19 protein-coding genes and 1 riboswitch are annotated in these 20537 nt (G+C 69.7%); of the genes, 14 read left to right on the forward strand and 5 right to left on the reverse strand.

Going from position 1 to position 20537, the window contains the following annotated elements; genetic code table 11:
• Positions 1 to 143: 143 nt before the first annotated feature.
• Entirely contained in the window at positions 144 to 572 is a 429-nt protein-coding gene (locus B0W88_RS18320; RefSeq protein WP_077036082.1) for an Lrp/AsnC family transcriptional regulator, read from the reverse strand.
• A 120-nt stretch (positions 573 to 692) separates the two neighbouring features.
• Between B0W88_RS18320 and B0W88_RS18325 the strand changes: the two genes are divergently transcribed.
• Positions 693 to 1733 (forward strand): ornithine cyclodeaminase, encoded by a 1041-nt coding sequence (locus tag B0W88_RS18325; protein ID WP_077036083.1) that lies wholly within the window; start codon positions 693 to 695, stop codon positions 1731 to 1733.
• On the opposite strand, the gene B0W88_RS18330 is transcribed toward B0W88_RS18325, so the two are convergent.
• On the reverse strand, positions 1715 to 4711 hold the full coding sequence (locus B0W88_RS18330; protein WP_077036096.1) for an HD domain-containing phosphohydrolase: 2997 nt from the start codon (positions 4709 to 4711) through the stop codon (positions 1715 to 1717). The two genes, B0W88_RS18325 and B0W88_RS18330, sit on opposite strands and share 19 nt — an antisense overlap.
• A 129-nt stretch (positions 4712 to 4840) precedes the next feature.
• Here B0W88_RS18330 and ybiB point away from each other — a divergent pair, with 129 nt between their 5' ends.
• The 10 genes from ybiB to B0W88_RS18380 all read left to right on the forward strand — a co-directional run bounded on the left by ybiB (position 4841) and on the right by B0W88_RS18380 (position 14270).
• Positions 4841 to 5755, forward strand: a complete 915-nt coding sequence (gene ybiB, locus B0W88_RS18335; protein ID WP_077036084.1) for a DNA-binding protein YbiB — start codon at positions 4841 to 4843, stop codon at positions 5753 to 5755.
• Between the two features lie 142 nt (positions 5756 to 5897).
• Positions 5898 to 6665, forward strand: a complete 768-nt coding sequence (locus tag B0W88_RS18340) for a sulfite exporter TauE/SafE family protein (RefSeq protein ID WP_077036085.1) — start codon at positions 5898 to 5900, stop codon at positions 6663 to 6665.
• Between the two features lie 33 nt (positions 6666 to 6698).
• Positions 6699 to 8435, forward strand: a complete 1737-nt coding sequence (locus tag B0W88_RS18345; protein ID WP_077036086.1) for a nitrite/sulfite reductase — start codon at positions 6699 to 6701, stop codon at positions 8433 to 8435.
• 12 nt (positions 8436 to 8447) lie between these two features.
• Complete coding sequence (locus tag B0W88_RS18350) at positions 8448 to 8936, forward strand: DUF934 domain-containing protein (protein ID WP_083748871.1); 489 nt, start codon at positions 8448 to 8450, stop codon at positions 8934 to 8936.
• A complete protein-coding gene (locus B0W88_RS18355) occupies positions 8933 to 9700 on the forward strand; it encodes a phosphoadenylyl-sulfate reductase (protein ID WP_077036087.1) in 768 nt (255 codons plus the stop codon). Before B0W88_RS18350 ends, B0W88_RS18355 begins: the two co-directional genes overlap by 4 nt.
• On the forward strand, positions 9697 to 10656 hold the full coding sequence (gene cysD, locus B0W88_RS18360) for a sulfate adenylyltransferase subunit CysD (RefSeq protein ID WP_077036088.1): 960 nt from the start codon (positions 9697 to 9699) through the stop codon (positions 10654 to 10656). Before B0W88_RS18355 ends, cysD begins: the two co-directional genes overlap by 4 nt.
• Before the next feature lie 2 nt (positions 10657 to 10658).
• Positions 10659 to 11957 (forward strand): sulfate adenylyltransferase subunit 1, encoded by a 1299-nt coding sequence (locus B0W88_RS18365; RefSeq protein ID WP_077036089.1) that lies wholly within the window; start codon positions 10659 to 10661, stop codon positions 11955 to 11957.
• An 11-nt stretch (positions 11958 to 11968) separates the two neighbouring features.
• Positions 11969 to 12727, forward strand: a complete 759-nt coding sequence (cobA, locus tag B0W88_RS18370) for a uroporphyrinogen-III C-methyltransferase (RefSeq protein WP_077036090.1) — start codon at positions 11969 to 11971, stop codon at positions 12725 to 12727.
• Positions 12728 to 12781: 54 nt separating this feature from the next.
• Complete coding sequence (fdxA, locus tag B0W88_RS18375) at positions 12782 to 13105, forward strand: ferredoxin FdxA (RefSeq protein WP_077036091.1); 324 nt, start codon at positions 12782 to 12784, stop codon at positions 13103 to 13105.
• A 52-nt stretch (positions 13106 to 13157) separates the two neighbouring features.
• Positions 13158 to 14270, forward strand: a complete 1113-nt coding sequence (locus B0W88_RS18380; RefSeq protein WP_077036092.1) for an NAD(P)/FAD-dependent oxidoreductase — start codon at positions 13158 to 13160, stop codon at positions 14268 to 14270.
• Positions 14271 to 14330: 60 nt separating this feature from the next.
• Here the strand turns inward: B0W88_RS18380 and B0W88_RS18385 are convergent, their stop codons facing one another.
• The 3 genes from B0W88_RS18385 to B0W88_RS18395 are packed head-to-tail and all read right to left on the reverse strand — an operon-like array spanning position 14331 to position 16154.
• Entirely contained in the window at positions 14331 to 14867 is a 537-nt protein-coding gene (locus B0W88_RS18385; protein ID WP_144006835.1) for a hypothetical protein, read from the reverse strand.
• A gap of 46 nt (positions 14868 to 14913) precedes the next feature.
• Positions 14914 to 15639 (reverse strand): anti-sigma factor, encoded by a 726-nt coding sequence (locus tag B0W88_RS18390; protein WP_144006836.1) that lies wholly within the window; start codon positions 15637 to 15639, stop codon positions 14914 to 14916.
• A gap of 5 nt (positions 15640 to 15644) precedes the next feature.
• Positions 15645 to 16154, reverse strand: coding sequence for an RNA polymerase sigma factor (locus B0W88_RS18395; protein WP_077036094.1), 510 nt, complete (start codon positions 16152 to 16154; stop codon positions 15645 to 15647).
• Positions 16155 to 16215: 61 nt separating this feature from the next.
• On the opposite strand from B0W88_RS18395, the gene B0W88_RS18400 reads away from it, so the two are divergent.
• From B0W88_RS18400 to B0W88_RS18410, 3 genes are all read left to right on the forward strand, one after another.
• A complete protein-coding gene (locus B0W88_RS18400) occupies positions 16216 to 17439 on the forward strand; it encodes a S8 family serine peptidase (protein WP_083748873.1) in 1224 nt (407 codons plus the stop codon).
• Positions 17440 to 17542: 103 nt separating this feature from the next.
• Positions 17543 to 18091: a hypothetical protein gene (locus B0W88_RS18405; protein ID WP_077036095.1), complete on the forward strand. Its 549-nt coding sequence runs from the start codon at positions 17543 to 17545 to the stop codon at positions 18089 to 18091.
• A 95-nt stretch (positions 18092 to 18186) separates the two neighbouring features.
• Positions 18187 to 18290, forward strand: a riboswitch (TPP riboswitch).
• Between the two features lie 73 nt (positions 18291 to 18363).
• On the forward strand, positions 18364 to 20502 hold the full coding sequence (locus B0W88_RS18410; RefSeq protein ID WP_077036100.1) for a TonB-dependent siderophore receptor: 2139 nt from the start codon (positions 18364 to 18366) through the stop codon (positions 20500 to 20502).
• The last annotated feature ends 35 nt before the right edge of the window (positions 20503 to 20537 follow it).

Consider the following 20537-nt stretch of genomic DNA (forward strand, 5'->3'; position numbering starts at 1 on the left):
GGCGTGACTGGCGGCGGGGCGGGCTCGCCGATCAGCGGCAGGTTGGAACAGGCGGCGAGCGCCAGGGTCAGGGCTGCCAGGCCCAGCGAGCGCAGCAGCAGGCGCGGCCGGCGGGCGGTAACGTTCAAGCTCATCGCGGAATTCTAGGAGCCCAGCTTGTAGCTCTGCAGGTGGATGCTGGTCTCGGTCGTGCCGATGCCCTTGATCAGCCGCACCCGGTCCAGCACCTGCGACAGCGCGCCGAGGTTGGGCGCGCGCAGTTCGGCGAGCAGGTCCCAGCGGCCGTTGGTGTCGAACAGGCCGTTCACGCCGGGTTCGCCCAGCAGGTGGCTGACCACCTCGCGCGTGCGGTTGCCTTCGACGGTGATGCTCATCCACGCGACGATCTCGTCCGGCACCGCGTCCGGCCGCAGACGCACGGTGTAGCCGTTGATGACGCCCTGGTCCTCCAGCCGCGTGATGCGGTTGCTGACGGTGCCGCGCGAGACATCGAGCTTGCCCGCCAGGGTGGCCACGCTGGCCCGAGCGTCCAGCCGCAGCAGGGCCAGCAGTTGTTGATCGAGATCGTCCATTTCGACAGTTTGCCCTGCCGATATGGCAAGTTCCAATCAATTTCTTGCCATTTCTTGCGCTTCTGATTGGCGCAGCCGCCCGGAAGAATCATTCCCAAGCCAACTACGCATTGCCCGATCATGGACAGCACCACCTTCCTGCGCACCGAGGACATCGCCCATCTCGCCGCCCGCCTGGGCCTGCCCGCCCTCTTCGAGGCGCTGGTCGGGCAGATGGAGGGCGACTTCCGCCGCTGGCCCGAATTCGACAAGAGCGCGCGCAGCGCCGCCCATTCTTCCGGCGGCGTGATCGAGCTGATGCCGATCGCCGATGCCACGCTCTACAGCTTCAAGTACGTCAACGGCCACCCGCTGAACCACCTGCGCCAGCTCCCCACCGTCATGGCCTTCGGGGTGCTGGCAGAGGTGGCCACCGGCATGCCGCTGCTGCTCAGCGAGATGACGCTGGCCACCGCGCTGCGCACCGCCGCCGTTTCGGTCATGGCCGCGCGCCGCCTGGCCCGGCCGGGCAGCCGCTCGATGGCGCTGATCGGCAACGGCGCGCAGGCGGAATTCCAGGCCCTGGCCTTCCATCACCTGCTGGGCATCGAGGAACTGCGCCTGTTCGACACGGACCCGGCCGCCACCGCCAAGCTGATCCGCAACCTCGGCGGCCGCTCGGGCCTGCGGCTGCGCAGCTTCGCCAGCACGGCCGAGGCGGTGCACGGGGCGGACATCGTCACCACCGCCACCGCCGACAAGGCGCTGGCCACCATCATCACGCCGGACATGCTGGCGCCCGGCATGCACCTGAATGCCGTCGGCGGCGACTGCCCCGGCAAGACCGAGCTGCATCGCGACGTGCTGGAAGCGGCTTCCGTCTTCGTCGAGTACGAGCCGCAGAGCCGCATCGAGGGCGACATCCAGCAGATGCCGGCGGATTTCGCCGTGACCGAGCTGTGGCGCGTGCTGCGCGCAGAGGCGCCCGGCCGCAAGGCGGCCGACGAGATCACGGTGTTCGACTCGGTGGGCTTCGCGCTGGAGGACTTCTCGACGCTGCGCCTGCTGCGCGAGCTGGCGGCGGAGCACGGCCTGGGCACGCCGCTGGCGCTGATCCCCGACCTGCGCGACCCGAAGAACCTGTTCTCGGCGCTGCGGACGCCTCAGCCGGTCGCTGCCTGAGCGGGAATGGCTGCGCCGTCCAGGTAGTCAGTTATGTCGACGTCATCGATCTGCTCCTGCCGCATGAAACGCCGCGCATAGCGCAGCCACACGCCCGAGCGCAGGAACAGCTCGAACAGCTCCGGGTCGATGTGGTCGCCGTCGCGCATGCGGCCCATGATCTGCATCGCCTCCGATAGCGTCTTGCCCTTCTTGTAGGGCCGGTCGTCGGCGGTCAGCGCCTCGAACACGTCGGCGATGGCCATCATGCGCGCCTCGGCGCTCATCGTGTCGCGGGTCAGGCCCTTGGGATAGCCGCTGCCGTCCATCTTCTCGTGGTGGCCGCCGGCGATCTCGGGCACGCGCTTCAGGTGCCGCGGGAAGGGCAGTTCCTCCAGCATGCGGATCGTCTGCACGATGTGGTCGTTGATCTTGTAGCGCTCCTCGGTCGTCAGCGTGCCGCGGCTGATCGAGAGGTTGTAGAGCTCCCCGCGGTTGTACAGGTGCTCGGGCTGCTGCACGCTGAAGCCTTCGGGCAGCAGCTCGCTGGGCGGCCGCTCGAAGACCTGCTCCGGCTTGTCGGCCAGCAGGCGTTCCTGGGCCGGCAGGGCCGCCGGCGGGCCCGCCGCGTCCTTGCGGCGGCGCTCGTCGTGCGAGACGCCCAGCCGGTCGTCCAGCGTGCGGGTCCAGCTGCGGCCACCGATCTCGCGCAGGCGGCCGATCTTCTCCGGCGACAGGTATTCGCCGCCCTCGTTGCAACCGGCCACGAAGGCGAACTCCTCGTCGAGCTGCGCATGCAGCGGGGCCAGGTCTTGCCTGAGCCGCTCCACCTCCTCGGCGCCCAGCTCCTGTTCGTAGCGCTGCAGCAGCGAATCGCGCTTGAGCACCTCGAAGCGCATGCGCACCTCGTGGATGCGGTCGTGGATGGTCTGCAGCTTGGTGGCCTTGTCGACGACGAACTCCGGCGTCGTCACCTTGCCGCAGTCGTGCAGCCACGAGGCGATGTGCAGCGCCTCCCACTCGTCCTCGCCAAGCTGGAAATCGGCATAGGGCCCCTCGGTGGCCGCGCAGGCGGCCTCGGCCAGCATCTTGGTCAGCTCGGGCACGCGCTGGCAGTGGGCGCCGGTGTAGGGGCTCTTGGCGTCGATGGCGCCGGCGACCAGGCGGATGAAGCTCTCCAGCAGGTCCTTCTGCGCGCGCAGCAGCTGCTGGTTGTCGATCGCCACCGCCGCGGTGCCCGACAGCGCCTCGACGAAGGCCACCCGCGCCGGCGCCAGGCCCTGGCGCACGCTGCCCCGCTCGGCCGCCTCGAAGCTCAGCGACAGCGTGCCGATCACCTCGTTGCGGCGGTTCTTCAGCGGCAGCGCCAGCAGGCGCAGGCGCGAGGTCTGCAGGCGGCTGAACAGGCTGCCGTAGGCGGCCAGGTGGCGCGGGTCGGACCACTCGATCTCCGACTCCACCGTGCCGTCGCGCTGCAGCGCCAGCACCGAGACGGAGACGCTGTCCGCCTCGTCCACGCGCAGCGTCTGCAGCACGCTGCTGTCACCCTTGCTGTCGCGCAGCCGCGTGGCTACCGGCTCCAGCAGCCGGCCATCGGCGCTGAGCAGGTGCAGCGCGCCGGCATTGGCCTGGCTGACGGCGATGGTCTCCTGCAGGATGCGGTCCAGCAGCGTCGGGAAATGGCGCTCGGCCGACAGCGCGCTGGAGATCTCCAGGAACTGCTGCAGCGTGTGCTTCATGCCGGCCATGGACATGGCCAGTTGATCCACCTCCCAGATCATGCTGCGCCCCGGGTCCGGCCCGCTGAAGTCGAAGCGGCGGATCGTGCGCGCCTCCCGGCTCAGCTGCTTCAGCGGCTTGGACACCAGGTTGGCGGCCCAATGCACGATGGGCAGCATCAGCAGCACGATGCCCGCGGTGATGAACACGCTGGCGCGGCGGTTGCGCAGCGCATCGGCCTGCAGCTCGTCGCGCGGCGCGGCAATGGCCAGGCGCAGTTGCGGCCCGGCACCGGGCGCCGCTGCATCGACCAGCGGCTCCACCCGCACGACCCATTCGCGATCCTCGACCTCGAGCAAGGGCGGCAGCGCCGCCTGCGGGTCGCGTGCGGCCGACCAGACCTGCTGCAGCACCGGCGAGCCGATCTCGTCGGCCATCGGCAGCCGGCGCTCGCCCTTGGAGGACGTGCTCGCCGCGGGCTTCGGGCTCAGGCCCGCATAAGCCAGCACCGCGCCGCGCGCGTCCACGATCATCAGCTCGGCCGAGGGCGTGATGCGCTGCTTCGCCAGCATCTCCGACAGCGCGCGCAGGCTCACGTCCACGCCGGCCGCGGCCCGCCCCTGTGCCGACGCGGCCGCCAGGGTGAGGCCGACCTGGCCGGTGGTGAAGAACAGGTAGGGCGCCGTCTGCACCGCGCCGCCGCCGCGCTCGACGGCCAGCTCGAACCAGGGGCGGATGCGGGGATCGAAGTCGTAGTCGGGCTGCTCGCGCGTCTCCAGCAGGGCCAGGTCGGCGGCATAGAAGCGGTAGCGCCCCAGCGACCCGGCAGCGCCGCTGCGATCCACCGACTGCAGCAGGTAGGCCGTGCCGGCGGGTGCCTTGAAGACCTGCCGCTGGGCTTCGCTGTCGAGCCGGCGCAACAGCAGGAAGGAGCCCTGGGCCGTACCGCCGAACACCGCTTCCAGCGAGGGGTTGGCATGCAGGGCGCCGGCCATCAGCGGCAGCTCGGCCAGGCGGGCGGACGGCTCTCCGTCGGCCAGCAGCGGCGTGCGGGCCAGCAGCTCGGCGGTGATGCGGGCCGGGCGCAGTTCGCCCTCGATCGCCGCCACCGCCTCGCGGCCCACCCGCTCGAAGGTGTCCGCCGCCTGGGTCAGCATGCGGCGCTTGCCGGCCTGCAGCTGGTAGCCGGCCAGTGCCGCATAGAGCAGCAGCACCATGCCGATCATGATCACCGACAGGGTGACGTAGATCGAGCGCGGCTGATAGGTCGGCGTTTTCATGGCGGCGGGCAACGATAACCGTCGGCGGCCCGTGTGCACCACCTTCGTCGTCCCCGTGTGGCAATACTGCACGGTCTGCCGTCATGACGCTGAAACTTGTCGTTACGTCGACACTCCTAAACTGCAGCCATGAACGAATTCGCACCGCTGATCAAGGAGATCGGCCGCGGCACCCGCGGCGCCCGCGACATGGACGCGGCCACGGCCGAGCGCCTGTTCGGCCAGATGCTGGACGGCGCCGTGCCGGACATGGAGCTCGGCGCCATCCTGCTGAGCATGCGCATCAAGGGCGAGAGCCCGGCGGAGCTGGACGGCTTCGTGCGCGCGATGCAGGCACGGACGGCGCAGGTGGACGTACCCGCCGGCGGCCCCCGCTGCGTGCTGCTGCCGACCTTCAACGGCGCACGCAAGCAGGCCAACCTGATGCCGCTGGTGGCGCTGCTGCTGGCGCGGCGCGGCGTGCCGGTGCTGATCTTCGGCCGGCATGACTTCGACAGTCGGGAGAGCCCGTTCGCGCTGCTGGACGCGATGGGCCTGCCCGCCGCGGGCTCGGTGGCCGAGGCCTCGGCCCAACTCGTCGAGCGCCGCCTGGCCAGCCTGCCGCTGCACCTGCTCAACCCCGGCCTCGACCGGCTGATGGCGCTGCGCCCCCGCCTGGGCGTGCGCAACAGCGGCCATAGCGTGGCCAAGCTGCTGGATGCCGCGCCCGGCCGCAGCGTGCGCGTCGTGGCCGTCACCCATCCCGAATACCTCGACAGCATGGGCCAGGCCCTGCCGCCGCTCACCCGCGGCGGCGGTCGTGCCCTGCTGATGCGCGCCAGCGAGGGCGAGGCCTATGCGCACCTGCGCCGCCGCGCCCATCTGATCGGCTTCTTCGGCGGGGAGCCGGTCGAGTTGCATCCGAGCGACACCACCGACATCGATTGGCCCCTCAACGATTGCTGCGAAGCGAGCGCTAACGCAGACCTGATCCGGACCTTGCTGGACAGCCCGCCGCCCCGGATCGCCGAACAGGTCGAGGCACTGGCCCAACTGGCCCTTTAGCCGCCGGCCGCATGTTCTTATATGCTTCTCAGATATATATAGCCGCGGAAAAAATCGTTCCAAAACATATAAGCATTCCCTAGAGTGATCCTCCCGACAGCCTGCTTGGCTGTCTTTCATGGATCTCTCAGGGAGCTTGGATTTGGACTGGACGGCTGTCATCAGCGGATTCGGCGTCGGCGCCATCATCGGCATCACCGGCGTCGGCGGCGGTTCGCTGATGACGCCGCTGCTGCTGTCGGTGTTCAAGCTGAACCCCGCCATCGCCATCGGCACGGACCTGTGGTTCGCGGCCATCACCAAGGTCTCCGGCTCGGTGGCGCACGCGCGCCACGGCCATGTGAAGTGGCGCATCACGAGCCTGCTGCTGGCAGGTTCGATCCCGGCCTCGATCGTCACCGTGGCGGTGATGCACCAGACCGGCATCACCAAGTCCTGGGCCCACGCCCTCACCTTCTCGCTGGGCATCGCGCTGCTGCTGACGGCCGTGGTCGTCGCCTTCAAGCAGTCCTGGATGGCCGTCGGCATCAAGCTCGAGCGCTGGATCACGCCGGCCCGCCAGCCGGTGCTGACCGTCATCGCCGGGCTGATCCTGGGCGTGCTGGTGTCGCTGTCCTCGATCGGCGCCGGCGCGATCGGCGCCACGCTGATCCTCCTGATCTATCCGCGCCTGGAAGCCCGCTACATCGTCGGCAGCGACATCGCCCACGCGGTGCCGCTCACCCTGGTGGCCGGCATCGGCCACGCCAGCCTGGGGCATGTCAGCTGGGGCCTGCTGCTGCCGCTGCTGATGGGCTCGCTGCCCGGCATCTGGGTCGGCGCGCAGCTGACCCGCCGCCTGCCCGACGGCGTGATCCGTGCCTTGCTCTGCATCTCGCTGGTGACCGCCGGCTGGAAGGTGCTCGCCTGAGCCTGTGAATTGAATCTGCAGAACTAACAAGTTATGTACGCCTACACCGACTTCGACCGCCATTTCGTCCGCAGCCGCGCCGCGCAATACCGCGACCAGCTGACCCGCAACCTCGACGGCACGCTCAGCGACGACGAGTTCCGCCCGCTGCGCCTGCAGAACGGCTGGTACATCCAGCGCCATGCGCCGATGCTGCGCGTGGCCGTGCCCTACGGCGTGCTGTCGGCCAAGCAGCTGCGCCAGCTGGCCCACATCGCCCGCGAGTTCGACGTCGTCGCTGACGGTGCCTTCGCCGGCCAGGGCGGCTTCGGCCACTTCACCACGCGCCAGAACGTCCAGTACAACTGGATCCCGCTGAAGCGTTCGGCCGACGTGATGGACCTGCTGGCCGACGTGGACATGCACGGCATCCAGACCAGCGGCAACTGCATTCGCAACATCACCAGCGACGCCTTCGCCGGCATCGCGCCCGACGAGCTGGTGGACCCGCGCCCGTATGCGGAAGTGCTGCGCCAGTGGAGCACGCTGCACCCCGAGTTCGCCTTCCTGCCGCGCAAGTTCAAGATCGCGATCTCCGGCGCTGCCGAGGACCGCGCGGCCATCGCCTGGCACGACATCGGCCTGCAGTTGGTGAAAAACGCGGCCGGCGAGGTCGGCTTCAAGGTGCTGGTGGGCGGCGGCATGGGCCGCACGCCGATCCTGGGCCAGGTGGCCGCCGAGTTCCTGCCCTGGAACCAGATCCTCGTGTTCATCGAGGCGATCGTGCGCGTCTACAACCGCTACGGCCGTCGCGACAATATGTACAAGGCCCGCATCAAGATCCTGGTGAAGGCCGAGGGCCACAAGTTCTTCGACCAGGTCGCCGAGGAGTTCCGCAACATCCTCGAGCACGACGTCGAGGGCGCGGCCCACATCATTCCGCAGGCCGAGCTGGACCGCGTGTCGGCCAGCTTCACGACGCCCGCCGGCGTGAAGGCGGTGCCAGGTCTTGACGTCTTCGAAGGCGTGCAGGCGGGCGCCTACAAGCGCTGGCTGGAACGCAACGTCCACGGCCACCAGCTGAGCGGCTATCGCGCCGTCACGCTGTCCTTCAAGCGCCCGGCCCAGGCGCCCGGCGATGCGACGGCCGACCAGATGGACGCCGCCGCCGCGCTGGCCGAGCGCTACAGCCAGTCGGAACTGCGCGTCAGCCATGACCAGAACCTGGTGCTGCCCTGGGTGCGCGAGAGCGACCTGCCCGCCGTCTTCGAGGCGGCCCGCGCCCTCGGCGTGGCCAGCCCGAACATCGGCCTGCTGACCGACATGATCGCCTGCCCCGGCGGCGACTTCTGCGCGCTGGCCAATGCCCGCTCGATTCCGGTGGCCGCGGCCATCACCGAGCGCTTCGAGGATCTCGACGAGCTCTACGACATCGGCGACATCGACCTGCACATCAGCGGCTGCATCAACTCCTGCGGCCACCACCACAGCGGCCACATCGGCATCCTCGGCGTCGACAAGGACGGCAGCGAGTGGTACCAGGTGACGCTGGGCGGCTCGGACGGCTCGACCATCTCCGGCGCGGCCAGCGTCGGCAAGGTGATCGGCCCGTCGTTCGCCGCCGACGAGGTGCCTGACGTGATCGAGTCCATCGTCGCCACCTACCGCGCCGAGCGCAGCGCCGGCGAGCGCTTCATCGACACCGTGCGCCGCCTCGGCGTGGAGCCCTTCAAGGCGCCGGCCAATGCCGTGCGCACCCTGACCGGCCAGCCCGCCACCGCCACCGCCTGATCGAGCCAGACCATGAAGTTCATCGACACCCACCACGACCAATGGCACCGCGTGATCGGCGAGGACGGCCCCAAGCCCGACCCGGATCCCGCGCCCTATCGCCTGCTGACGATCGAGCAGTGGCACGCCGTGCGCGATCACTGGCCCGCCGGCCTGCCCACCGGCGTCGAAGTGGACAACGACTTCGACATCGAGCAGCTCGCCAATGACCTGCCGCGCCTGTCGCTGATCGTGCTGAAGTTCCCCAAGTGGGTGGACGGCCGCGCCTACAGCCAGGCCCGCCTGCTGCGCTCGCGTCTGCGCTTCCACGGCGAAGTGCGCGCCGCCGGCGAGGTGCTGGTGGACATGGTGCCGCTGCTGGCCCGCACCGGCTTCGACGCGGTGCAGCTGCGCGCCGGCGAGAGCCGCGAGGCGGCCGAGCGCCAGTTGAGCTTCTTCCCGCAGTACTACCAGGGCGACGTGACGGCCACGCGGCCGCATTTCGCAGTGAGCGCATCGTGAGCGGCGGTGAAGTCTCCTTCATCGGCGGCCCGGCGCCCAAGGCCTCGGCGATCGAGCTGTACGCCCGCAAGACGGCCGGCTTCGACGAGCGGCTGGCGCGCACGATCGGTCTGCTGAAGGAAGCCGTTAGCCAGTACGGCGCCGGCCTCATCCAGTCGACCAGCCTTGGCGCCGAGGACATGGTGATCACCGACCTGATCGCCCGCCACGCGCTCCCGGTCGCCATCGCCACGCTGGACACCGGCATGCTGCACGACGAGACGCTGGCCCTGGTGCCCGCAATCGAGCAGCGCTACGGCCTGAAGGTCGAGGTGTTCACGCCGGTGCAGGAAGCCGTCATCACCTTCGTGAAGGCCAATGGCGAGAAGCCAATGTACGAGAGCCTGGCGCTGCGCAAGGCCTGCTGCGCGGTGCGCAAGCTGGAGCCGCTCGCCCGCATGCTGGAAGGCCGCACGGCCTGGATCACCGGCCTGCGCCGCGAGCAGAGCAGCAACCGCGCCGAGGTGCCGTTCAGCGAGGACGACGGCAAGGGCCGCGCCAAGTTGAATGTGCTGGCCGAATGGAGCTGGGCCGACGTCTGGCACTACATCGCCGCGAACGACGTGCCGTTCAACGCCCTGCACGACCAGTTCATGCCCAGCATCGGTTGCGCGCCGTGCACGCGCGCCATCGCCGTCGGCGAAGACTTCCGCGCCGGCCGCTGGTGGTGGGAAGACGAGACTGCAAAGGAATGTGGCCTGCACGCCACCAAGGAGCCGGCATGAACGCGCCGCTGAACATCGAACAACTGCTGCCCACCGTGGACCATCGCCATCTCGACCACCTCGAAGAAGAGGCCATCTTCATCCTGCGCGAGGTCGCAGCCTCCTTCGAGCGGCCCGGCCTGCTGTTCTCCAGCGGCAAGGATTCCTGCGTCGTCCTGCGCCTCGCGGAGAAGGCCTTCAAGAAGCGCATCGCCGGCAATGAATTCAGCGGCAAGCTGCCCTTCCCGTTGGTCCACGTGGACACCGGCCACAACTTCCCCGAGGTGATCGAGTTCCGCGACCGCCGCGTGGCCGAGATGGGCGAACGCCTGGTCGTCGCGCACATGGACGACTCGATCGCCCGCGGCACCGTGCGCCTCGCGCATCCGCTGGAGTCGCGCAACGGCCACCAGACCGTCACGCTGCTGGAAGCGATCGAGGAGAACCGCTTCGACGTACTGATCGGCGGTGCCCGCCGCGACGAGGAAAAGGCCCGCGCGAAGGAGCGCATCTTCAGCCACCGGGATAGCTTCGGGCAATGGCAGCCCAAGGAACAACGGCCCGAGCTGTGGAACCTGTTCAACACCCGCATCCGCCCGGGCGAACACTTCCGCGCCTTCCCGATCAGCAACTGGACCGAGCTGGACGTGTGGCTGTACATCGCCCGCGAGAACATCCCGCTGCCGAGCCTGTACTTCGCGCACCAGCGCGAGGTGATCCACCGCAAGGGCCTGCTGGTGCCGGTGACGGACGTGACCCCGCCGGAAGCGGGCGAGCAGATCGTGACCGAGACCGTGCGCTTCCGCACCGTCGGCGACATGACCTGCACCTGCCCGGTGGCGAGCGATGCCGCCGACGCGGCGGACATCGTCGAGGAGACGCTGACCGTCACCGTCAGCGAGCGCGGCGCCACCCGCATGGACGACCGCACCTCCGAGGCCTCGATGGAGCGCCGCAAGAAGGAAGGCTATTTCTGATCATGAGTGCTGTCTTGAACACGATCGTCCACGACTCCGAAGTCGACACCCACCACCGCGCGCTGCGCTTCCTCACCGCGGGCAGCGTCGATGACGGCAAGAGCACGCTGATCGGCCGCCTGCTGTTCGACAGCCGCGCGATCCTGGCCGACCAGCTGGACACGCTGGAGAAGCGCGCCGCCGGCGCCCCGATCGACCTGAGCCTGCTGACCGACGGCCTCGAAGCCGAGCGCGAGCAGGGCATCACGATCGACGTGGCCTACCGCTACTTCGCCACCAAGAAGCGCAAGTTCATCATTGCGGACGCACCGGGCCACGAGCAGTACACCCGCAATATGGTGACCGCCGCCGCCGGCTCGGACGCCGCCGTCGTGCTGGTGGACATCACCAAGCTGGACACGCACGAGCCCGAGGTCACGCTGCTGCCGCAGACCCGCCGCCACAGCCTGCTGGCCCACCTGCTGCGCGTGCCGAGCATCGTGTTCGCGGTGAACAAGCTGGATGCGGTCGAGCAGCCCGGCCCGGCCTTCGCGGCGGTCAGCAAGGCGCTGGGGAAGTTCGCCGAGCAGGCGGGCATCACCGTCACCGCGATCGTGCCGGTCTCGGCGCTGCGCGGCGACAACGTGACCCAGCCGCTCGATGCCGACTGGTACGACGGCCCCTCGCTGCTGCAGGTGCTGGAAAGCCTGCCGGGCGTGCAGGAGCGCGTCGAGGGCCAGCTGCTGATCCCGGTGCAGTACGTGGCCAAGGACGGCGAGGGCACCGGCCACAACATGCGCACGCTGTGGGGCCGCATCGCCCACGGCCAGGTGCAGGCCGGCGACGAGATCCAGGTCCTGCCGAGCGGGCAGAAGGCGATCGTCACCGAAGTCCGCCGCGCCGGCGAGACGGTCGCCCACAGCGTGGCCGGCGAATCGGCCGGCCTGGTGCTGGACCGCCAGCTCGACGTCAGCCGCGGCGACTGGATCGTCACGCCCGGCTCGGCCTCGCCGGTGCAAGCCTTCGAGGCGACCCTGGCCTGGCTGGACACCGAGCCGGCCCAGGTCGGCCGCAAGTACTGGGTGCGCCACGGCAACCGCTGGGTGCAGGCGCGCATCACCGCGATCGAGCACCGTCTCGACATCCACACGCTGTTGCCGAAGGACGCCGAGCAGCTCAACGTCAACGAGATCGGCCATGTGCGCATCGAGGTGCAGGCCGCGCTGCCGGTGGAGCCCTATGCGAGCAACCGCGTCGGCGGCAGCCTGATCGTCGTCGACCCGACCAGCAACCGCACCTCGGGTGCGCTGCTGGTGCGCTGAGGATCGAGGTTATGGGCAAGGTCATCTTCGTCAGCGCCGGTCCTGGAGTGGCCGACCTGATCACCGTCCGCGGCGCCCGCGCGCTGGCGCAGGCCGACGTGGTGCTGTTCGACGCGCTGACCGATCCAGCCCTGCGCGAGCATGCGCCACGGGCGCAGTGGATCGACGTCGGCAAGCGCGGCTTCTGCCATTCGACCAAGCAGACCGCGATCAACGCGGCGCTGGTGAAGCAGGCGCAGCAGCACGGCCTCGTCGTGCGGCTCAAGGGCGGCGACGCCAGCGTCTTCGGCCGCCTCGAAGAGGAACTGATCGCGCTGGCCGAGGCCGGCATCGAGTCGGAGGTCGTGCCCGGCGTGACCGCGGCCATCGCCGCAGCCGCCCACACGCAACGCCCGCTGACCCGCCGCGGCGCCGGCCGCAGCGTCAGCCTGACCACCGCGATGACCAAGGACGGCGAGCTGGTCGCCCACCGCTCAGCCGACACCGAGGTCTTCTACATGGCCGGCCAGCAGCTCGCTGCCCTGTCGCGCAAGCTGCTGGACGCCGGCTGGCCGGCCGACACGCCGGTGCTGGCCGTCTCCCGCGCCGGCTGCGCCGATGCGCTGGCCAGCGACCACACCGTCGCCACGCTGCCCGCCGCCTCGATGCTGCACAAGGGCCGCCCGACCGTCGTCACAGTCGGCGCCGGCGCTGCCCCGCTGGCAAGAATTCCCGCTGACACCACCCGGTCGGCCGCCGAGCATCCCCTGGTAGAAGCCCTGAGCGACTAAAATCCGCGTTTTTGCCGACGTCCGGCGCCCCACCCACAACAAGCTCTTCCCGCCATGACCCACGTCGTTATCGAATCGTGCATCCGCTGCAAGTACACCGACTGCGTCGATGTCTGCCCCGTCGACTGCTTCCGCGAAGGTGCGAACTTCCTGGCCATCGATCCCGACGAGTGCATCGACTGCGCGGTCTGCATCCCCGAGTGCCCGGTCAACGCGATCATGCCGGAGGAGGATGTGCCCGGCGACATGCAGCACATGATCAAGCTGAACGCCGACCTGTCCAAGAAGTGGCCCAGCATCACCAAGCGCAAGCCGCACCTGCCGGATGCCGACGAATGGAAGGACAAGACGGGCAAGCTGCCCGAGCTGGTCCGCTGACCTAACTCATTACCCCCATTGACTCCCGGCTTAGACCCCGGGCTCAAACCCTATGGAACCTCAAGTGAACGCAGAAGTCCTGAAAACAGCCGGTGAACACGCGGGCCCGATCGAAACCGATGCCGTGATCGTCGGCGCGGGCCCGGTGGGCCTGTTCCAGGTCTTCGAACTCGGCCTGCTCGAGATCAAGGCCCACATCATCGACTCGCTCGCCTACCCGGGCGGCCAGTGCATCGAGCTGTATCCGGACAAGCCGATCTACGACATCCCCGCCGTGCCGATGTGCACCGGCAAGGAACTGACCGACAACCTGCTCAAGCAGATCGAACCCTTCGGCGCGACCTTCCACCTGGGCCAGGAAGTGACGACGGTCGAGAAGCAGGACGACGGCCGCTTCTTCGTCGCCACCAGCAAGGGCACGACCTTCCTGACCAAGACCATCTTCATCGCCGGCGGCGTGGGCTCCTTCCAGCCGCGCACGCTGAAGGTGGACGGCGTGGACAAGTACGAGGGCGCGCAGATCCACTACCGCGTGAAGAACCCCTCGCAGTTCGCCGGCAAGAACCTTCTGGTGGTCGGCGGCGGCGACTCGGCGCTGGACTGGGCGCTGAACTTCTGCGGCGGCAACGAGGACGGCAACCCGCACAAGGCCGAGAGCGTGATCCTGCTGCACCGCCGCGACGGCTTCCGTGCCGCTCCCGCGAGCGTGGCCAAGATGCATGAGCTGTGCGAGCAGCACGAGATGCAGTTCCTGGTCGGCCAGATCAGCGACATCGTCGAGAGCGACGGCGTGCTGACCGGCGTGAAGGTGGCGGGCGCCGACGGCGTGACCCGCGTCGTGCCCTGCGACGAGGTGCTGGCCTTCTTCGGCCTGAGCCCCAAGCTCGGCCCGATCGCCGAATGGGGCCTGGCACTGGAGCGCAAGCAGATCGTCGTGGACACCGAGAAGTTCCAGACCAATGTGCCTGGCATCTTCGCCGTGGGCGACGTGAACACCTATCCGGGCAAGAAGAAGCTGATCCTGTCGGGCTTCCACGAGTGCGCGCTGGCCGCCTTCGGCGCCGCGCCCTACATCTTCCCGGACAAGCGCGTGCACCTGCAGTACACGACCACCAGCCCGAAGCTGCACAAGGTGCTGGGCGTGGACTCGCCGGTTTTCGACTGAGGCAAGACCTGCCCCTGGTGAAAAGGCCGCCCGGGTGGGCGGCCTTCCTCATTCACCAGCTCATTTCTCGACGGCCACGCCGATCAGCGCCAGCACCAGCAGCAGCCCGCCCGGCACGATGGCCAGCCAGTTCCACAGCGTGAAGCGCGCGTTGGGCTCGTGGCCCGGCACCGAGACTTCGTTCTGGTTGTTCATCGCCGACTGCACCGGCAGCAGGAACAGCACGCCGGCCAGCGGGATCATGCCGATCGCACCCGGCGCCCGCCACAGCAGGGCGGTGATGATCCAGCCGGTGGCCAGCGGGCCCGCGGCCAGGCCCGCGGCGCCGCGCCCGCGCACCTTGGCGAACAGGCTGTAGCAGAAGAAGACCGGAAAGATCGCCCGCGCCGCCGGGAGCACGTCGCTCTGCTCGCGCAGCTTGACGGCTGCCCACTGCCGGTAGAACCAGTAGATCTCGTACAGCGACAGCGTGCACAGGGTCATGACCAGCAGCTTGGTGGTCGAGATCGCGAACCAGGGCGTGGGCGCGAGGCTGGCCGGCGGCGGCTGCATGTCCTGGACAGCGGCGGCGGGCGGGGCGAATGGGTTTTCCGACAAGCTGTGTTCTCCCTGAACATCGTTTTGACGGAGCGGAGTCTAGACACTATCGCGAGCCTGCCGAGGCATTCTCCCAGCGTCGCCGGCGGGCTTCGGCTTCGGCCTGCGCATCCAGCACTTCGCCCTCGCGCAGTTGGTCCACCGCCTCCAGCAGGGCTGCGGGCAAGGAACTGGCCGCGGTGCGGTATTCGCCGCTGGCACCGCCCGCGGCCGGCATCAACTGGCGCAGGCGCCAGCCGCCGCCATCGCGGCAGGCCAGCCCGGCGGTGTCTGCGCTGGTGAAGGTGCGGCAGTAGCTGCCGCCGCGGGCCACGAAGCTCAGGCCCGGCGTGACGGCGCCCAGACGCTGGCCCGAAAGCTGGCCATCCAGCGCGAGCGCCAGCTCGCCCCGCGCGCTCAGCGCATCGCCCGATGACGACGGCGGCAGCATCTGCCGGCCTATCACCAGCCCCAGCGCGATGCTGGCTGCCATGCCGCCCCAGTGCTGCCAGGTCCAGCGCGGGCGGCGCGCCGCGGCAAGGGGGATGACGGTCGCGCCCGGCGCCTTCAGAGCGTCGAGCAGCCGCTGCGGCGCCGGCTCCTCGGCAATGGCGCCATAGCTGGCGCCCAGCATCGCGCGCAGCTGCCGCTCGCGTGCCAGCCGCCGCTGCAGCGCCGGCTCGGCCGCCAGCCGCGCCTCGAAGGCCTGCCGCTCGGCCGCCTCCATCTCGCCGTCGGCATAACGGCTTACTTCCATGCGCTGCGTTTCGTCGTCGTCATCCATCTTGTCCATCGCCATCACACCTCTGCATCGATCAGCATCGCCTGCAGCGCCTCGCGGCCCCGCGCCAGCCGGCTGGTCAGCGTGCCGACCGGGATCTCCAGGCTCTCGGCCGCCTCCTTGTAGGACAGCCCTTCCACCAGCACCAGGCTCACCGCCAGCCGCTGCTCCTCGGGCAGGCGCTGCATCGCCTTGTGAACGCTGAGCCGCGTGATCAGCGCGCCGCTCTCCGATTCGCCGACCCGTTCACCCAACTCGTCCGCATCGGCGCTGGCCACCATCACCTCACCCTGGCGGCCGCGCGCGCGTAGCTCGTCGATCCAGGCGTTCTTCATGATCCGGAACACCCAGGCGTCCAGCCGCGTGCCGGGCTGCCACTGGTCCTGCGCCTTGGTCAGCGCGCGCTCCAGCGCCAGTTGCACCAGATCGTCGGCGTCCTCGCGCTGCCAGGCCAGCGTCCGCGCGAAGCGGCGCAGCCGCGGCAGCAAGGCGGCCAATTCCCGTCGGAGTTCCTCATTCACGGTCATCGATACTTGGAAGAACGTTGGCGCGGCGGATTTTCTTCCATGCGGCCGACGTTATTCCTGCATGGACACCCGAATCATCATCACCCTCGGCCTGCTGCTCGGCACCTTGCTGGCGCCCGCACCTTCGCAGGCGCAATTGCGCCTGCTGCCGCAGATCACCCAGCCGCTGGCGGATCGCCTGCGTCCGATCACCGACCCGCTGCGCCAGCGCGTCGACACCCTGGTCGCCGCACCGCTGCGCGAGCTGGGCGACGAGCTGCTGGAGCGCCACCCGAAGGAGCTCACCCGCGATCCGACCGGCCAGGTGATCGTGCGCGGCCAGTTGCTGGCCCTGCCTTCCAGCGACGAGGCCCGCGCCCGCGCGCTGGCGCTGCCGGGCGTCAGCCTGATCGAGACCCGTACGCTCGACGGACTGGACCTGCAGGTCCTGCTGCTGCGCGCCGACGCCGACCTGCTGCTGCGCCTGCGCGCGCTGGACCCCGACGGCCGCTACGACTTCCAGCATCTCTATTTCGCCAGCGGCGCCATCCGCCCCGCAGCCACGGCCCAGGAGCCCGGCAGCAGCGGCGGCAGCCCGGAGCCGCAGCGGCGCATCGGCCTGATCGACAGCGGCATCGCCGCCGACCATGCCACGCTGCAGGCCGCCCGCATCGAGACGGCCGGCTGCCCGGCCGCCCACCCGGCCGCGCACGGCACGGCCGTCGCCTCGCTGCTGGTCGGTTCGCGTGGCGCCCTGCCCGGCGCCCGGCTGCTGGCCTTCGATGCCTATTGCGATGCGGCCGACGGCGGCTCGGCGCTGCGCGTGGCCGAGGGCCTGGCCTGGCTCGCCCGGCAGCAGGCCGGGGTCGTGAACATCAGCCTGGTCGGGCCACCTAACGAGTTGCTTCAGCGGGCCGTTGCCGCCGCGCAGCGCCGCGGCCTGCTGCTGGTGGCCGCCGTCGGCAACGACGGGCCCGCCGCCCCGCCGCTCTATCCCGCCGCCTGGCCGGGCGTGGTCGCGGTGACCGGCGTGGACCCGCGCCGGCGCGTGCTGGCCGAGGCGGGCCGGGGGCCGCATGTGCTGTTTGCCGCGCCGGGCAGCGCGCTGTGGGGGGCCGACGTGGCGGGCGGCACCGTCGAGCTGCGGGGCACCTCCTTCGCCGCGCCGCTGGTGGCGGCGCTGCTGGCGCGCGATCCCGAGCTGGAGCACCTGCGCGCCGCCGCGATCGATCTCGGCCCGCCCGGGCGCGACGACATCTACGGCTGGGGCCTCGTCGGCGAGGCGCTGCGGCTGCCGCGCCGCTAACGCTTCGTTTCAACTGACCGGGAAGAAGCGCGGGCCGACGCTCGTTCTTGATGATGCAGGCGCCGGAATCGGCCGACGCCATGAACAGCAGGAGAAGCTCATCATGAACAGCATCGTCATCAACACTCGCCGCGCCATTGCCCGCACGACCCTCGCCCTGACCGCCGTGGCCGCTGTCGCCTTGCCGGCCCATGCGGGCCTGTTGGGCGGCGGCCTGGGCGGTGGCATCGGGGGCGGCCTCGGCGGCGGTTTCACCGGCAACGTCAACGGCACGATGAATGGCGCGATCAGCCGTCCGAACCTCGATCCGGCGCGCCAGCTCGCGGGCCGGGCGACCGATTCCGCCGGCGCACTGAAGGACAACACCCAGGGCAAGCTAGGCGAGGCCAAGAGCGGCCTGGTCGACAAGACGAGCCAGCTGAAGGACAAGGTGGACGGCGCATCGACCGGCACCGCGGGTGCCAGCGGGTCGGGCTCGGGCTCGGCCTCCGGCTCGGGTCTGGCCGGCACGGCTGCCGGCGCGGCCAACGCCAGCGGCGGCCAGGCCAAGCCCGCCGTCCAGCTGGGCGCCACCGGCACGGCCAGCGCCAGTCGCGAAGGCGGCCTGAAGGCCGATGGCAGCGCCCAGGCAGGCGCCAGCCGCGGCCAGTAAGCGAGTGCCGTGGCGGCTTGATTGATCGGCATCAAGCCGTCCGGGGATACAGCCTCGCTAGAATGCAGGCTGCGTGTCCGGTCTTGTGCTGGACGCGCATTCGCTAGGGGTGTTGCCGGCTGCAGTGGCGGGCGACTGAGAGAGTCCCTTTGAACCTGATTGAGGTAATCCTCGCGCAGGGAAGCATGCGAACAATGCCGCCGTCGCACCAGTCTCTTTCCCGCTGACGTCCCGGCCTCGCCTTGCCGACCTGCCATCGCATCTGCATCACGATGGCATCCACCCGTTCCCTCACCCTCATCGCCGCCGCGGCTGCCCTGCTCTGCAGCCCCCTCGTGCTGGCCCAGCAACAACAGGCGCTGCCGGCCGTCACCATCAGCGGCAAGGCCGTCGACAACGCGCCGGTCCTCATCGGCGGCTTCGGCACCACGCCGCTGGCCAAGCTGCCGATGCAGGCCGAGTCGCTGTCCGCCGAGCGGCTCAAGGACCTGGGCATCGACTCGATCGCCGGCCTTGCCAGCGTGGACGCCAGCGTCGGCGACTCCTACAACGCCGAGGGCTATATCAGCTACCTCAGCGTGCGCGGCTTCACGCTGGACAACCGCTTCAACTACCGCCGCGACGGCCTGCCGATCAATGCCGAGACGGCCCTGCCCCTGGGCAACAAGTCGGCGCTGGAGATCCTCAAGGGCACCAGCGGCATCCAGGCCGGCACCAGTGCGCCGGGCGGGCTGGTGAACCTGGTCGTCAAGCGGCCGCAGGCGGTCGACAGCACCGTGCTCGGGCTCGCGTACAGCCAGCGCGGCACCGTCGAAGCCTCGCTCGACTGGAACCACCGCGTGTCCGACGAGCTCGCGCTGCGCGTCAATGCCAGCGCCGCGCGCCTGGACCCGCAGCTGCGCGATGCCCAGGGCAATCGCCAGCTGCTGGCAGCCGCTGTCGAATGGAAGGCAAGACCTGGCACCCTGGTCGAGGCCGAGTTCGAGCTGAGCCACCAGAGCCAGCCGGACCAGGCGGCCTTCAGCATGCTGGGTGACACGGTGCCCGATCCGCGCAGCGTCAACCCGCGCCTGAACCTCAACAACCAGAGCTGGACCCTGCCCACCGTATTCGACGGCCGCACCGCCTCGCTCCGCATCACGCAGCAGCTGAACGAGGACTGGCGCGCCCAGGCCCATGTGGGCGTGCAGCGGCTGCGCACCGATGACCACCTGGCCTTCCCCTACGGCTGCTCGGCCGCCGACGGCACCTACTACGCCGACCGCTACTGCCCCAACGGCGACTTCGACCTCTACGACTTCCGCAGCGAAGGCGAACGCCGCGACAGCAGCGCGCTGGACCTGTCGCTGACGGGCAAGTTCAGCGCATTCGGCCTGCGCCAGGAACTGTCGACGGGGGTGCTGTTCAGCCGCTTCAGGAGCCGCTTCGGCGGCGAGGCCTACAACTACATGGGCACCGGCAACGTCGACGGCAGCGTGCAGCTGCCGGCCGACCCGAGCACCTTCGACGGCAACACCAACCGCGACGAGCACGGCACCGAGTTCTATCTGCGCGACGCCGTGCAGCTCGGCGCCGGCTGGCAGGCCTGGCTGGGCCTGCGCCACACGCGGCTGCAGCGCCGCAGCGCCGTCACCGACGGATCGGAAGCAACGCGCTACAGCCAGTCCTTCACCACGCCGTGGCTGGGCCTCAGCTACGCCGTCTCGCCCGAGCTGATGGCCTATGCGAGCTGGGGCGAGGGCATCGAGTCCGACGTCGTGCCCAACCGCCCCGTCTATGCCAACCCCGGCCAGGCCCTGCCGGCGATGAAGAGCCGCCAGTTCGAGGCGGGACTGAAGGCCGGCACCCGCGCGCTGGACTGGTCGCTCGCCTGGTTCGACATCCGCCAGCCCGCCTGGCGCGACCGCTGCGACGGCAGCGGCGACGATGGCTCCTGCCTGACGGTGGCCGACGGCCGCGCCCACCATCGCGGCATCGAGGCCACGGCCGACCTGAAGTGGAGCGGTGGCGGCCTGCTGGCCAGCGCCATGCGCCTGCGCGCTCGTAACGAAGGCAGCACGCTCGATGCGAGCCTGAATGGCCTGACCCCGGTCAACGTGCCGCAGACCCAGGTGAAGCTGCATGCGCGCCAGGACGTCATGAGCGGCCTGCAACTGCAGGGCGGCCTCGTCTACGAAGGCCCACGCGCCGTGCTGCCCGACAACAGCGTCAGCATCCCGGGCTGGACGCGCCTGGACGCCGGCCTGCGCTACGAGCAGCGCGTGGGTTCGCAGCAGTGGACCTGGCGCGCCGGCATCGACAACCTGGCCGACCGCCGCGCCTGGCGCGAGTCGCCGTACCAGTACAGCCATGTCTACCTCTACCCGCTGGCGCCGCGCACCGTCCGCGCCAGTTTGGAGGTCCGCTTGTAATCCCATAAATTTTCAGGCTACAATGCAAGGCTCTG

It is taken from the genome of Pelomonas sp. KK5 (genome assembly GCF_001984095.1).
Lineage (GTDB): Bacteria > Pseudomonadota > Gammaproteobacteria > Burkholderiales > Burkholderiaceae_C > KK5.